The sequence below is a fragment of the Micromonospora sp. S-DT3-3-22 genome (assembly GCF_015354745.1).
In the GTDB taxonomy this organism is placed as follows: domain Bacteria; phylum Actinomycetota; class Actinomycetes; order Mycobacteriales; family Micromonosporaceae; genus Micromonospora; species Micromonospora wenchangensis.
The window spans coordinates 15,637-32,308 of sequence record NZ_JACGMO010000088.1 but is presented as its reverse complement, the minus strand read 5'-3'; the positions used below and the strand labels follow the sequence as shown (position 1 = coordinate 32,308).

Annotated in this window: 1 protein-coding gene; it reads left to right on the top strand. The window is 75.1% G+C overall.

All coding sequences use genetic code 11. The features are described from left to right. On the top strand, positions 1-16,627 hold a 16,627-nt coding region (locus tag H1A17_RS23185; protein ID WP_194822883.1), incomplete at its 5' end, for a type I polyketide synthase. Positions 16,628-16,672 lie beyond the last annotated feature (45 nt).

Genomic DNA, 16,672 nt, shown 5'->3' with positions numbered 1-16,672 from the left:
GGCCGCCTGCGACGCGGCCGACGCCGACGCCCTGGCCGCGCTGCTCGCCGCCGTCCCGGCCGACCGGCCGCTGCGGGCGGTGGTGCACGCCGCCGGCATCGTCGACGACGGGACGATCGGCTCGCTCACCCCGCAGCGGATCGACGCGGTGCTGAAGGCCAAGCTGGACGGCGCGGTCAACCTCGACCGGTTGACCCGCGACGCCGACCTGACCGCGTTCGTGCTCTTCTCCTCCCTGGCGAGCCTGCTCGACTGCGCCGGGCAGGGCAACTACGCCGCCGCGAACGCCACCCTCAACGCGCTGGCTGCCACCCGCCGGGCGCAGGGCCGGCCCGCCGTCGCCCTCACCTGGGGCCTGTGGACCGGCGACAGCGGCATGGGCGGCCAGTTGGACGCCGCCGCGTTGCAGCGCATCGAGCGTTCCGGCATGCCCGGCCTCAGCCCGGCCGAGAACCTGGCCCTGCTCGACGCGGCGCTCGGCGTCGACGAGCCGGTGCTCGCCCCGATCCGGGTCGACCTGACCGCCCTGCGCAACCGGCCCGACGGGGTGCCGGCGCTGCTGCGCGGCCTGGTGCCGCTGCCGGCGCGCCGCAGCGCCCAGGCCGCCGGCCCGGCCGACGCCACGCAGGGGCTGGCCCGGCAGTTCGCCGCGTTCAGCCAGGCCGAGCGGGACCGGTTCACCCTGGACCTGGTCCGCGAGCACGTCGCCGCCGTGCTCGGCCACGACGGCGCGGAGGCGATCGAGCCGCGCCGGGCCTTCAACGAGTTGGGCTTCGACTCGCTGGCCGCGGTGGAGCTGCGTAACCGGCTCAAGGCGGCCACCGGGCTGCGGCTGCCGGCGACCCTGGCGTTCGACTACCCGACCCCGGCGGCGCTGGCCGAGTTCGTGGTCTCCACCGTGCTGGGCACCGGCAAGGACGTGGCGACGCCGGAGCCCGCAGCGGCCTCCTTCACCCAGGAGCCCATCGCGATCGTCTCGATGAGCTGTCGCTTCCCCGGCGGGGTGGCCACCCCGGAGCAGCTCTGGGAACTGCTCGACGGCGGCGTCGACGCGGTCTCGTCGTTCCCCGCCGACCGGGGCTGGGACCTGGTCGGCATGTACGACCCGGAGCCCGGCAAGCCCGGCAAGACGTACTCGATGGAGGGCGGTTTCCTCTACGACGCGGCCGACTTCGACGCGGACTTCTTCGGCATCAGCCCGCGCGAGGCGGTGGCGATGGACCCGCAGCAGCGGTTGATGCTGGAGACCTCGTGGGAGGTGCTGGAGCGGGCCGGGATCGACCCGACCTCGCTCAAGGGGAGCCCGACCGGCGTCTTCGCCGGCGTCATGTACCACGACTATGCGCTGCGGCTGCACCAGGTGCCCGACGACCTGGCCGGCTACCTGGGCAACGGCAGCCTCGCCAGCATCGTCTCCGGCCGGGTGGCCTACACCCTGGGGCTGGAGGGGCCGGCGGTGTCGATCGACACGGCGTGCTCGTCGTCGCTGGTGGCGATCCACCTGGCGGTGCAGGCGCTGCGGGCCGGGGAGTGCTCCCTCGCCCTGGCCGGCGGCGTCACCGTGATGTCCACCCCGGACACGTTCCTCGACTTCAGCCTCCAGCGCGGCCTGGCCAAGGACGGCCGGTCGAAGTCCTTCGCCGCCGGCGCCGACGGCACCGGCTGGGGCGAGGGCGCGGGCATGGTGCTGCTGGAGCGGCTCTCCGACGCCCGTGCCAACGGTCACCAGGTGCTCGCCGTGATCCGGGGTTCGGCGACGAACCAGGACGGTGCGTCCAACGGCCTGACCGCGCCGAACGGCCCCTCCCAGCAGCGGGTGATCCGGCAGGCCCTGGCCTCGGCCGGTGGCATCCCGGCGACCGAGGTGGACGTGGTGGAGGCGCACGGCACCGGCACGGCGCTCGGTGACCCGATCGAGGCGCAGGCGCTGCTGGCCACGTACGGGCAGGGCCGGCCGGAGGACCGGCCGCTGTGGCTGGGGTCGATCAAGTCGAACATCGGGCACACCCAGGGCGCGGCGGGTGTGGCCGGTGTGATCAAGATGGTGCTGGCGATGCGCAACGACCTGTTGCCGCGCACCCTGCACGCCGACGAGCCCTCGCCGCAGATCGACTGGTCGGCCGGGGAGGTGCGGCTGCTCACCGAGCCGCAGCGCTGGCCGGCGGTGGACCGGCCGCGCCGGGCCGGGGTGTCGTCGTTCGGCATCAGCGGCACCAACGCGCACGTCATCATCGAGCAGGCGCCCCCGGAGCAGGAGGAGCCCCCGCCGGCCGGGGACACCGCGCCGGTCGTCCCGGCGGTGTTGCCGTGGGTGCTGTCCGCGCGCTCGGTGGAGGCGTTGCGGGCGCAGGCCGGCGGGGTCGCCGCCACGGGCGCGGGCCTGGACGTGGCGTACTCGTTGGCGACGACGCGGGCGGCGTTGGAGCGCCGGGCGGTGGTGGTGGCCGCGGCGGGCGAGGACGCGGTCCGCGCCCTGCGGTGCGTGGCGGAGGGGACCGACTCGCCCGACGTGGTGTACGGCTCGCCGTCGGTCGGGAAGCTGGCGGTGCTGTTCACCGGCCAGGGCGCGCAGCGGTTGGGGATGGGCCGTGAACTGGCGGCGGCGTACCCGGTGTTCGCCGAGGCGTTCGCGCAGGTGTGCGCGGAGGTGGACGCGAAGCTGGACCGGCCGCTGCGGGAGGTGCTCTACACCGAGCCGGACGTGGCCGACGCGGCGCTGTTGGACCAGACCGTCTACAGCCAGGCGGCGCTGTTCGCCATCGAGGTGGCCCTGTTCCGCCTGCTGGAGTCGTGGGGGGTCCGGCCCGACATGGTGGCCGGGCACTCGATCGGCGAGGTGACGGCGGCCCACGTGGCCGGGGTGTTGTCGTTGGCTGACGCGGCGACCCTGGTGACGGCGCGGGGCCGGCTGATGCAGTCGATGCGTGAGGACGGCGCGATGGTCGCCGTCGAGGCGTCCGAGGCGGAGGTGCGTGCCGCGCTGGCCGGCCTTGAGGCGCGGGTGGGCGTCGCGGCGGTGAACGGTCCCCGTGCGGTGGTCGTCTCCGGTGACGCCGAGGCGGTGGAGTCGGTCGCCGCGGGTCTGCGGGGTCAGGGGCGGCGGACGAAGCGGCTGCGGGTGAGTCACGCCTTCCACTCGCCGCACATGGAGCCGATGCTGGCGCAGTTCCACGAGATCCTCTCCGGCCTGGTGTTCGAGCGGCCACAACTGCCGGTGGTGTCCAACGTGACCGGTGCGGTGGCCGACCCCGAGGAGTTGCGCGACCCGGACTACTGGGTACGGCACGTACGGGAGTCGGTGCGCTTCGGCGACGGGGTGGCCGCCCTCCAGGCGGCGGGCGTCACCACGTTCCTGGAGGTGGGCCCGGACGCGGTGCTGACGGCGATGGGCCGGGACTGCGTCACCGACGAGGACGCGGTGGCCCTGGTGCCGGTGCTGCGTGCCGGCCGGGACGAGCCGACGACCCTGCTGACCGCCCTGGCGACCCTGCACACCCGGGGCGTCCCGGTGGACTGGCGGGCCTGGTTCGCGCCCACCGGCGCCCGCACCACCGAACTGCCCACCTACCCCTTCCAGCGCCGCCGCTACTGGATCAACGCCACCACCGCGGCGACCGACGTGGCGTCGGTGGGCCTCGGGGCGGCGGGCCACCCGCTGTGGGGCGCGTCGGTGTCGATGGCCGAGTCCGGCGAGGTGCTGTTCACCGGCCGGTTCTCCGTGGACACCCACCCGTGGCTGGCCGATCACGCGGTCGCCGGCACGGTGCTGCTGCCCGGCACCGGCTTCGTCGAACTCGTCCTGCACGCCGGGGGCCACGTGGGCCTCGGGCACCTCGAAGAGCTGACCCTGCACGCCCCGCTGCTGCTGCCCACGGGCGGCGCGATGCAGGTCCAACTGCTGATGACGGCCGCCGACGAGGCGAACCGCCGTACCGTCAGCGTGCACTCGCGTCCCGAGCACGCCGACCCGGACCTGCCGTGGACCCGGCACGCCACCGCCGTGCTCGCCGACACCCCGGCCGTGGCCACCTTCGACCTGACCGCCTGGCCGCCGCCGGGCGCGGTGCCCGTGCCGGTGGACGGCTTCTACGACGATCTGGTGGCCCAGGGGTACGAGTACGGCCCGGTGTTCCAGGGCGTGCAGGCCGTGTGGCGGGCCGGCGAGACGGTGTACGCGGAGGTGTCGTTGCCGTCCGACGCGCACGCCGACGCGGCGCGGTTCGGCCTGCACCCGGCGCTGCTCGATGCGGCGCTGCACGCGGTGGGCATCGGCGAGGAGGCGCCGGCGGACCGGCCGCCGTCGGTGCCGTTCGCGTGGACGGAGGTGACGCTGCACGCCACCGGCGCGACCGCCCTGCGGGTGCGGATCACTCCGGTGGGCACCGAGGCGGTGGCCCTGCACCTGGCCGATCCGACGGGCGCACCGGTCGCCGAGGTCGGCGCGCTGGTCTCCCGGCCGGTGCAGCTCGCCGCCGGGGCCGCCGCCGACGGCAACCTCTACCGCGTCGACTGGACCCCGGTGCCGACGCCCACCGCCGCGACCACCTCCTGGGCGTACCTGGAGGACCTCGGCGACGACGCGCCGGAGCTGGTTGTCACCCGGCTCACCACCCCGGCGGCCGGCGACCCGTCGGCCGCCCCGGACGGTGCCGTCGACGTCGAGTCGGCGTCGCGGGCCACCGCCGTGGCGACGCTCGGGCTGCTCCAGCGCTGGCTGGCCGACCCCCGGTCGGCGGAGTCCCGGCTGGTGGTGCTGACCAGCGGCGCGGCCGACGGGGTCACCGACCTGGTCCAGGCCCCGGTCTGGGGTCTGGTCCGGGCCGCGCAGGCGGAGAACCCCGGCCAGTTCGTGCTGGTCGACGCCGCCCCGGAGACGCCGGTCGAGGACATCGTCGCGGCGGTCGGCACCGGCGAGCCGGAGCTGTCGGTGCGCGACGGGCAGGTACGCGTGCCACGGCTGGCCCGCGCCGCCACCGGCGACACCGGCTGGCGGGCGGAGGGCACGGTCCTGGTGACCGGCGGCACGGGCGTGTTGGGCGCGCTGGTGGCCCGGCACCTGGTCGCCACGCACGGCGTCCGCGATCTGGTCCTGGCCTCGCGGCGGGGGCCGGCGGCACCGGGCGCGGTGGAGCTGCGCGAGGAACTGGCCGGTCTCGGTGCCGCCGTCGAGGTGGTCGCGTGTGACCTGACCGACCGGGAGGCCGTTGCCGTCCTGGTCGACGGGATTCCCGGGTTGGCGGCGGTGGTGCACACCACCGGCGTCCTCGACGACGGGTTGGTGACCTCGCTGACCACGGCGCAGTTCGACGGCGTGTGGCGGGCGAAGGCCACCCCCGCCTGGCACCTGCACGAGTTGACCCGGGACCGGAACCTGTCGGCGTTCGTGCTCTACTCCTCGGCCGCCGGCGTGGTGGACGGCTCCGGGCAGGGCAACTACGCTGCGGCGAACGTGTTCCTCGACGCCCTGGCCGAGCACCGGCGTGGGCTCGGCCTCGCCGCGACCTCGTTGGCCTGGGGGCTGTGGGAGGAACGCAGCGGGATGACCGCGCACCTCGGCGAGGCCGACCTGGCGCGGATGGCCCGCTCCGGCATCCTGCCCATCAGTTCCGCGCAGGGGCTGGCGCTGCTGGACGCGACGGTCGCCACCGGCGAGCCGACGTTCGTGCCGATCCGGTTGGACACCGCCGCGCTGCGCGCCCAGGGCCAGTCGATGCCGGCCCTGTTCCGTGGCCTGGTCCGGCTCCCGGCCCGGCGGGCCGCCGAGGCGGGCCGGACGCCGGTCGGCGGGTCGGCGCTGCAACGGCGACTGACCGGTCTGACCGACGCCGAGCAGCGGCGTCTGCTGCTCGACCTGGTCCGGGCCGACGTGGCTGCGGTGCTCGGCCACGACAGCCCGGCCACCGTGGAACCGGCCCGGGCGTTCCGGGAGATCGGCTTCGACTCGCTGGCCGCCGTGGAGCTGCGCAACAAGTTGAACACCGCCACCGGGCTGCGACTGCCGGCCAGCCTGGTCTTCGACTACCCGAACCCCACGGTGCTCGCCGACTACCTGCACACCCGGCTCCTCGGCGCGGCCGCCCCGGCCGCCCCGACCGTCGCCACCGCGATCGCCGACGACGAGCCCGTCGCGATCGTCGCGATGAGCTGCCGCTTCCCCGGTGGCGTGCGCAACCCGGAGGAGCTGTGGCAGCTCCTCGTCGACGGGACGGACGCCATCTCGCCGTTCCCCACCGACCGGGGCTGGGACCTCGACAACCTGTACGACCCGGAGCCCGGCAAGCCCGGCAAGACGTACTCGATGGAGGCCGGTTTCCTCTACGACGCGGCCGACTTCGACCCCGACTTCTTCGGCATCAGCCCGCGCGAGGCGGTGGCGATGGACCCGCAGCAGCGGCTGCTGCTGGAGACCTCGTGGGAGGCGCTGGAGCGGGCCGGCATCAACCCCACCTCGCTGCGCGGCAGCCTCACCGGCGTCTTCGCCGGGGTGATGTACCACGACTACGCCAGCCGGCTGCCGGAGGTCCCCGAGGACCTGGTGGGTTACCTGGGCAACGGCAGCATGGCCAGCGTGGCCTCGGGGCGGATCTCGTACACGTTGGGGTTGGAGGGGCCGGCGGTCAGCGTCGACACCGCCTGCTCCTCGTCGCTGGTGGCGATCCACCTGGCGGTGCAGGCACTGCGGGCGGGGGAGTGTTCCCTCGCCCTGGCCGGCGGCGTCACCGTGATGTCCGCCCCGGACACCTTCATCGAGTTCAGCCTCCAGCGTGGCCTGGCCGCCGACAGCCGGGTCAAGTCCTTTGCGGCGGGCGCGGACGGCACCGTGATGTCCGAGGGTGTCGGCATGCTGCTGTTGGAGCGGCTGTCCGACGCCGAGCGCAACGGTCACCACGTGCTCGCCGTGGTGCGGGGTTCGGCGATCAACCAGGACGGCGCGTCCAACGGCCTGACCGCGCCGAACGGCCCCTCGCAGCAGCGGGTGATCCGGCAGGCCCTGGCGGCGGCCGGTGGCATCCCCACCACCGAGGTGGACGTGGTCGAGGCGCACGGCACCGGCACCTCCCTCGGTGACCCGATCGAGGCGCAGGCGTTGCTGGCCACCTACGGGCAGGACCGTCCCGGGGACCGGCCGCTCTGGCTCGGGTCGATCAAGTCGAACATCGGGCACACCCAGGGCGCGGCCGGCGTGGCCGGCGTGATCAAGATGGTGCTGGCCATGCGCAACGGCCTGCTGCCGCGCACCCTGCACGTGACCGAACCGTCCCCGCAGATCGACTGGACGGCCGGGGACGTGCAGTTGCTGACCGAGCCGCAGCAGTGGCCGGCGGTGGACCGGCCGCGCCGGGCCGGGGTGTCGTCGTTCGGCATCAGCGGCACCAACGCCCACGTCATCATCGAACAGGCACCCCCGGGCGAGGAGCCACCGGCCGACGCCCCCGAGCCGGAGATCCTGCCCTGGGTGCTGTCCGCCCGTACCGACCAGGCCCTGCGGGAGCAGGCCGGGCGGGTGGCCGCCGTCGCCGAGAGCGACACCGCACGGCCAGGTGACCTCGCGTACGCGCTGGCGACCGGGCGGGCGCTGCTGGACCGGCGGACGGTGATCGTCGGCGACCGGGCCGAGTTCGTCGCCGGGGCGCGCGCCTTCGCCGAGAACGGCACCGCCCCCGGGGTGCTCCAGGGCGGCACCGTCTTCGTCTTCCCCGGGCAGGGCTCGCAGTGGATGGGCATGGCGGTGGAACTGCTGGACTCGTCGCCGGTGTTCGCCGAGCGGATCAACGAGTGCGGTGCGGCGTTGTCGGAGTTCGTGCCGTGGCGGTTGACCGACGTGCTGCGGGGGGTGGAGGGCACCCCCTCGGTGGACCGGGTGGACGTGGTGCAGCCGGTGCTCTGGGCGGTCATGGTGTCGCTGGCCGGGCTGTGGCGCGCGTACGGCGTGGAGCCGGACGCGGTGATCGGTCACTCGCAGGGTGAGATCGCCGCCGCCGTGGTGGCGGGCGGTCTGTCGTTGCGTGACGGTGCCGCCGTGGTGGCGTTGCGGAGCCTGGCCATCGCGGAGGACCTGGCGGGGCGGGGCGCGATGGCCTCCGTCGGCCTGCCGGAGCGGGCGGCGGCCGAGCGGCTGACCGGCTACGCCGGGCGGATCTCCATCGCCACCGTCAACGGCACCTCCTCCGTGGTCGTCTCCGGCGACCCCGACGCGGTCGACGACCTGGTCGCCACCCTCACCGCCGAGGGGCACCGGGCCAAGCGGGTCAACGTGGACTACGCCTCGCACTCCGCCCAGGTCGAGCTGATCGAACAGCGGCTGCTCGACGTCCTCGCCGGGATCACCCCCCGCGCCTCCCGCGTGCCGTTCTACTCGACGGTCACCGCGGGTGTGCTCGACACCGCCGGCCTGGACGCCCGGTACTGGTACACCAACCTGCGGCAGACGGTGCGGTTCGAGGAGACCACCCGGGTCCTGCTCGCCGCCGGCATGCGGGTGTTCCTGGAGTGCAGCGCCCACCCGGTGCTGACCATGGGCATCGAGGAGACCGCCGCCGACGGGGGCGTCGAGGTCGCCGCCGTCGGCTCGCTGCGCCGTGGCGAGGGTGGTCTGCGCCGTTGGCTGACCTCGCTGGGTGAGGCGTTCAGCAGGGGCGTCGCGGTGGACTGGGCGCCGGTGCTGCCGGCGCGTCCGCGCGGCGAGGTGCCGTTGCCGACCTACCCGTTCCAGCGCCGCAGGTACTGGATCAACGCCACCGGCAGCACCGCCGACCTCGCCGCCGCCGGGCTCGGTTCCGCCGGTCACCCGCTGTGGGGCGCCGCGATCGGCATGGCCGAGTCGGGTGAGGTGCTCTTCACCGGGCGGATCTCCCTGGACACCCATCCGTGGTTGGCCGACCACGCCGTCAACGGCACGGTGCTGCTGCCCGGTACGGGCCTCGTCGAGCTGGTGCTGCACGCCGGTGAGCACGCCGGCGTCGGTCACCTCGACGAGCTGACCCTGCACGCTCCGCTGGTCCTGCCCGCGCAGGGCGCCGTCCAGGTGCAACTCCTGCTGGGTGCCCCCGACGACGCCGGCCGGCGCGCGGTGACGGTGCACTCCCGGCCGGAGCACACCGAGAGCTGGGTCCGGCACGGCACCGGCATCCTCTCGGCCGACACCCCCGACCCCGCGTTCACGCTGACCGCGTGGCCGCCGCCGGGTGCGGTGCCGGTGCCGACGGCGGGCCTGTACGACGACCTGATGGCCCAGGGCTACGAGTACGGGCCGATGTTCCAGGGCGTGCAGGCGGCGTGGCGGGCCGGCGACGTGGTGTACGCCGAGGTGGCCCTGCCGGAGGAGGCGCACGCGGACGCGGCCCGGTTCGGGCTGCACCCGGCGCTGTGGGACGCCGCGCTCCAGGCGGTGGGTATCGGTGAGCCGGTGCCCGCCGGTCGGCCGCCGTACCTGCCGTTCGCGTGGACCGACGTCACCCTGTACGCCACCGGGGCGACCGCCCTGCGGGTCCGGATCACCGCCACCGGGCCGGAGTCCGCCACCCTGCACCTCGCCGACCCCGACGGGGCCCCGGTGGCCGTCGTCGGTGCCCTCGTCTCCCGTCCGGTCCAGCTCACCACCGCCGCCCCGACCGACGGCGACCTCTACCGCATCGACTGGACGACGGTCCCCACCGGCACCCCCACCGAGTCGTGGGGCTACCTGGAGGGGATCGGCTTCGGCGTCCCCGACGTCGTGCTCGCCCCGCTCACCCCGGTCGGCGACGACACCGACCCGGCCACCGCCGCCCGGACGGCGGTGGGGGAGACCCTCGCCCTGCTCCAGTCCTGGCTGGCCGACCCGGCGCAGGCTGCCGCCCAGCTGGTGGTGGTCACCCACGGTGCCGTCGACGGTGGCACCGACCTCGCCCACGCCCCGGTGTGGGGCCTGGTGCGGGCCGCGCAGGCGGAGAACCCGGGCCAGTTCGTGCTGGTGGACGCCGACCCGGAGACGCCGGTGGAGGACATCGTGGCGGCGGTGGGCACCGGCGAGCCGGAGTTGTCCCTGCGGGACGGCCAGGTACGGGTGCCACGGCTGACCCGGTTCGCCGGCTCCGGCGAGGTGTGGCGGGCCGACGGCAGCGTGCTGGTGACCGGTGGCACCGGTGTGCTGGGTGCGCTGGTGGCCCGTCATCTGGTCGCCGGCCACGGCGTCCGCGACCTGGTGCTCACCTCGCGGCGGGGGCTCGCCGCCCCCGGCGCGACGGACCTGCTCGACGAGCTGACCGCCCTGGGCTCGACCGTCCGGATCGTCGCCTGTGACATGGCGGACCGGGACGCCGTCGCCGCCCTGCTCGACGGCATCCCCACGCTGACCGCGGTCGTGCACACCACCGGTGTCCTCGACGACGGGCTGCTGGCCACCCTGACCCCGGCGCAGCTCGACTCGGTCTGGCGGGCCAAGGCCGAACCGGCCTGGCACCTGCACGAGCTGACCCTCGGCCGGAACCTCGACGCGTTCGTGCTGTTCTCCTCCGCCGCCGGGGCCATCGACGGGGCCGGGCAGGGCAACTACGCCGCCGCGAACGTCTTCGTGGACGCGCTGGCCGCCCACCGGCATGCCCTCGGCCTGCCCGCCACGTCGTTGGCCTGGGGGTTCTGGGAGCAGCGCAGCGGGATGACGTCCCACCTCGGCGACGCCGACGTGGCCCGGATGGCCCGCTCCGGTGTCCTGCCGATCGACTCCGAGCAGGGCCTGGCCCTGCTCGACGTGGCGGTCGCGGCGGGCGAGCCGGCGCTGGTGCCGATCCGGTTGGACACCGCCGCGCTGCGCGCCCAGGGGCAGCAGATGCCGGCGCTGTTCCGGGGTCTGGTCCGGTTGCCCGCCCGTCGGGCGGCCGGTGCCGGGGCCGCCCCGGTCACCGGCTCCGGACTACAGCGGCAACTCGCCACCCTCGGTGTGGACGACCAGCGCCGGATGCTGCTCGATCTGGTCCGGGCCAGCGTCGCGGCGGTCCTCGGGCACGACAGCGGCACCGCCGTCGAACCGGCCCGGGCGTTCAAGGAACTCGGCTTCGACTCGCTGGCCGCCGTGGAGCTGCGGAACAAGCTGAACACCGCCACCGGGCTGAGGCTGCCCGCCACGCTCGTCTTCGACTACCCGAACCCCGCCGCGCTCGCCGACCATCTGCACCACACCATCGTCGGCAGTCCGGCCGAGGTCCGGCCGGACGAACCGTCCCGCCCGGTGGCCGACGAACCCGTCGCGATCGTCGCGATGAGCTGCCGGTTCCCCGGCGGGGTCCGCAGCCCGGAGGAGCTGTGGCAGCTCCTCGTCGACGGCGGGGACGCCATCTCGGCGTTCCCCACCGACCGGGGCTGGGACCTCGACAGCCTGTACGACCCGGAGCCCGGCAAGCCCGGCCGGACGTACTCGTTGGAGGGCGGTTTCCTCTACGACGCGGCCGACTTCGACCCGGACTTCTTCGGGATCAGTCCGCGCGAGGCGGTGGCGATGGACCCGCAGCAGCGGCTGCTGCTGGAGAGCTCCTGGGAGGCGCTGGAGCGGGCGGGCATCGACCCGACGTCGCTCAAGGGGAGCCCGACCGGCGTCTTCACCGGCGTGATGTACCACGACTACGGCAGCCGGCTGCCCTCCGTGCCGGACGAGCTGGCCGGCTACCTGAGCAACGGCAGCATGTCCAGTGTCGCGTCGGGGCGGATCTCGTACACGTTGGGGTTGGAGGGGCCGGCGGTCAGTGTCGACACGGCCTGTTCGTCGTCGTTGGTGGCGATCCACCTGGCGGTGCAGGCGCTGCGGGCGGGGGAGTGTTCCCTCGCCCTGGCCGGTGGCGTCACCGTGATGTCCACTCCGGGCACCTTCGTCGAGTTCAGCCTCCAGCGTGGCCTCGCCGCCGGTGGCCGGTGCCGGTCCTTCGCGGCCGGCGCGGACGGCACGGCGATGTCCGAGGGTGTCGGGATGCTGCTGTTGGAGCGGCTGTCCGACGCCGAGCGCAACGGTCACCACGTGCTCGCCGTGGTGCGGGGTTCGGCGATCAACCAGGACGGCGCGTCCAACGGCCTGACCGCGCCCAACGGCCCCTCCCAGCAGCGGGTCATCCGGCAGGCGCTGGCTGTCGCGAACGTCGCACCCGACCAGGTGGACATGGTCGAGGCGCACGGCACGGGGACCACCCTGGGCGACCCGATCGAGGCGCAGGCGTTGCTGGCCACGTACGGGCAGGATCGGCCGGCGGGCCGGCCGTTGTGGCTGGGGTCGATCAAGTCGAACATCGGGCACACCCAGGGCGCGGCCGGCGTGGCCGGCGTGATCAAGATGGTGCTGGCCATGCGCAACGGCCTGCTGCCGCGCACCCTGCACGTGGACGAGCCGTCCCCGCAGGTGGACTGGTCGGCCGGGGAGGTGCGGCTGCTCACCGAGCCGCAGCAGTGGCCGGCGGTGGACCGGCCGCGCCGGGCCGGGGTGTCGTCGTTCGGCATCAGCGGCACCAACGCCCACGTCATCATCGAACAGGCACCCCCGACGCAGGACGCGCCGGTCGAGGTCGACGTGACGGTCGACCCGCCCGTCCTGCCGTGGCTGCTCGCGGCCCGCTCGGACGATGCGCTGCGCGCCCAGGCCGACCTGGTCGCCGCCACCGGCGCCAGCCTCGACGTGGCGTACTCGCTGGCCACCACCCGGGCGGCGCTGGAACGCCGGGCCGTCGTGGTCGCCGCCGCCGGGGACGACGCGGTGCGCGCGCTGCGGGAGACGGCCCGGGGCGGCGACGGCAGCGAGGTGGTCCGGGGTACCCCCGTCGGCGGCAAACTCGCCATGCTCTTCACCGGTCAGGGTGCCCAGCGACTCGGCATGGGCCGTGAACTGGCCGCCGCGTACCCGGCCTTCGCCGAGGCGCTCGAGGAGGTCAGCGCCCACCTGGACGCGAAGCTCGACCGACCGCTGCGCGAGGTGCTCTACACCGAGCCGGACGTGGCCGACGCCGCCCTGCTCGACCAGACCGTCTACAGCCAGAGCGCGCTGTTCGCCATCGAGGTGGCCCTGTTCCGGTTGCTCGAGTCGTGGGGGATCCGACCCGACCTGGTCGCCGGGCACTCCATCGGAGAGGTCACCGCGGCGCACGTCGCCGGGGTGCTGTCGCTGCCCGACGCGGCGACCCTGGTCACCGCGCGGGGCCGGCTGATGCAGAGCATGCGCGAGGACGGCGCGATGGTGGCCGTCGAGGCGTCCGAGGCGGAGGTACGCGGGGAGTTGGCCGGCCGCGAGGCCGAACTGGGCATCGCCGCGGTCAACGGTCCGCAGGCGGTGGTGGTCTCCGGTGACCACGACGCCGTGGGCGCGATCGCCGACGGTTGGCGGGCCCGGGGCCGCCGGATCAAGCGGCTGCGGGTCAGTCACGCCTTCCACTCGCCGCACATGGAACCGATGCTGGCCGAGTTCCACGAGGTTCTCGCCGGCCTGACGTTCAGCCCGCCGCGGGTGCCTGTGGTGTCCAACCTGACCGGCCGGCTCGCCGACCCCGATGAGATCCGCGACCCCGGCTACTGGGTGCGGCACGTCCGGGAGGCGGTCCGGTTCAGCGACGGGATCACCACCCTGGAGGCTGAGGGCGTCACCACGTACCTGGAGGTCGGCCCGGACGCGGTGCTCACCGCGCTGGCCCGGGAGTGTGTCACCGGCACCGACGGCGTCGCCCTGGTGCCGGTGCTGCGCAGCGGCCGGGACGAGGCGACGACCCTGCTCACCGCCCTGGCGACCCTGCACACCCGGGGCGTGCCGGTGGACTGGCGGGCCTGGTTCGCGCCGACCGGCGCCCGGGTCACCGAACTGCCGACGTACCCGTTCCAGCGTCGCCGGCTCTGGTTGGACGCGGCGGAGGTCGACGGCGACGTGCCCGGCCTCGGCCAGCGTCCGGCCGCCCACCCGCTGCTCGGCGCGGTGGTCGGGTTGGCCGGCGTCGACGGCACCGTGTTGACCGGCCGGCTCTCCCTGCGGACCCATCCGTGGCTGGCCGACCACGCCCTCGCCGGGACGGTGCTGCTGCCCGGGACGGCCTTCGTGGAGCTGGCCGTCCGCGCCGGTGACCAGGTCGGCTGTGGCCTGGTGGAGGAGCTGACCCTGGAGGCCCCGCTGACCGTGCCCCCGCGCGGCGGGGTGGATCTGCAGGTGGTGGTGGGGGCGCCCGACGGGACCGGCCGCTGCCCGGTCACCGTTCACTCCCGCCCGGCGGACGGCGGTGACGGGTGGACCCGGCACGCCACCGGCGTGCTGGCTCCGGCGCCGGCCACCGTCCCGGCCGTGGCGGCCGGCGACACCTGGCCGCCGGCCGACGCCAAACCGGTCGACCTGGACGGGCGCTACGACCGGCTCGCCGATGCCGGCTACCACTACGGCCCGCTGTTCCAGGGGCTGCGGGCCGCCTGGCAACGCGGCGACGAGGTGTACGCCGAGGTGGCGCTCCCCGAGGACGCCTGGTCCTCGGCCGCCCGGTTCGGTCTGCACCCGGCGCTCTTCGACGCGGTGCTGCACGCCCTCGACCTGGCCGAGGCGGACCAGCCCGACGACGGGCGGCTCCAGGTGCCGTTCGCCTGGCGCGGCGTCACCCTGCACGCCACCGGTGCCACGGCGCTGCGGGTCCGGCTGACCCGCACCGGCCCGGAGGAGGTCGCCTTCGATCTTGCCGACGCCGGTGGCGTCCCGGTCGCCTCGGTCGCCGCGCTGGTGGTCCGGCCGCTCGCGACCGACCAGCTGGGTGTGGCGGGCACCGCCCACCGTTCGGCGCTGTACCAGCTCGACTGGGTCCCGGTACCGGCCGGGGACGCCGAGCCGGCCGACGCGACGGTGGTGGTCGGTGACGGTGACCTCGGCCTCGGGGTGCCCCACCACCCGGACCTGGCCGCGCTCGCGGCCGACATCGCGCGGACCGGTTTCGTGCCGCAGACCGTCGTGCTGTCCTGGCGGGCCACGTTGGACTCGCCGGTGCCGGCCGCCGCCGGGGCGCTGGACGTGGTCCAGCGGTGGCTCGCCGACGACCGGTTCAGCGGTGCCCGGCTGGCCCTGGTGACGACCCGCGCGATCGCCACCGGCGACGGCGAGGACGTGCCCCGGCCCGTCGACGCCACGGTCTGGGGTCTGGTCCGGGCCGCCCAGGAGGAGAACCCGGGCCGGTTCGTCCTGGTCGACGTCGACGGGGTTGATCCGGCCGGGCTGCGCGCGGCCCTCGCCGCCGGTGCCGAGCCGCAACTCGCGGTACGCTCCGGCGGGCTGCTCGCGCCCCGGCTCGCGCCGCTGCCGGTGCCTGCCGGTGAGCTGCCCGCCGGCCCGGACCCGGAGGGCACCGTCCTGGTCACCGGCGGCACCGGTGGGCTGGGCCGGCTCGTCGCCGAACACCTCGTGACCCGGCACGGCGTCCGGCGGCTGCTGCTGGCCAGCCGGCGTGGCCCGGCCGCACCCGGCGTCGACGAACTGGTGTCCCGCCTGACGGCGGCCGGTGCGGAGGTGACGCTGGCCGCCTGCGACCTGGCCGACCGGTCGGCGGTGGCGGCTCTGCTCGACGGGGTGCCCGCCGCGCACCCGCTCACCGGGGTGATCCACGCGGCCGGCGCGCTCGACGACGGTCTGCTGCCCGCGCTGACCCCGCAACGGCTGGCGGGGGTGGTGGCCCCCAAGGCCGAGGCCGCCCGCCACCTGCACGAACTCACCCTGCACCTGCCGTTGCGCTGGTTCGTCCTGTTCTCCTCGGCGGCGGCCACGCTCGGCGCGGCCGGGCAGGCCAACTACACCGCGGCCAACGCCTACCTGGACGCCCTCGCCCAGCACCGTCGGGCGCACGGCCTGGTCGGCACCTCGTTGGCCTGGGGTCTGTGGGCCGAGTCGGGCAGCGGGATGACCGGACACCTGGGTGAGGCGGACCTGCGGCGGATGGCCCGGTCCGGGGTGGGTGCGTTGTCCACCGTCGACGCGCTGGCACTGTTCGACGACACCACCCACCCCACGCCCGCCCTGGCGCTGCCGGTCCGCCTCGACCTGGCCGCGTTGCGGGCCCGGGCCGAGGGGGTGCCGCCGTTGTTGCGTGGTCTGGTCCGCGCTCCGGCGCGTCGGGTGGCGGCCGGTGCGGTGGCCGGGGAGCGGACGTTGGCGGACCGGCTCGCCGGTCTGCCGGCGGAGGAGGCCGACCGGGTGGTCACCGAGCTGGTCCAGGGTCGGGCGGCCGAGGTGCTCGGCCACGACCGCCCGCACGTCGTCGACATGGACAAGGGCTTCCTGGAGCTGGGCTTCGACTCCCTCGCGGCGGTGGAGTTCCGTAACAGCCTCGGTGCGGCCACCGGGCTGAGGCTGTCGGCGACGCTCATCTACGACCACCCGAGCCCGGCTGCGGTGGCCCGGTTCGTCCGGACGGAGCTGGGCGGTGAGCCGCCTACCGCGCCGTCGCTGGAGGCCGAGCTGGCCCGGTTGGAGGTGCTGCTGGACGGCACCGTGCCGGACGATGCGGAGCGGAACCGGATCACCGTCCGGCTGCAGGCGTTGATGGCCCGCTGGAACGCGGCGTACGGCACGGCCGGCGTGGAACCGGCGGCCCGGGACCTGGCGTCGGTCTCCGCGGACGAGCTGTTCGACATCCTCGACGACGAGTTGGAGGCGTCGGACTGACCCTCCGGCTGCCGGACCCGAGGTCCGCCGACACTCCGGTGACCG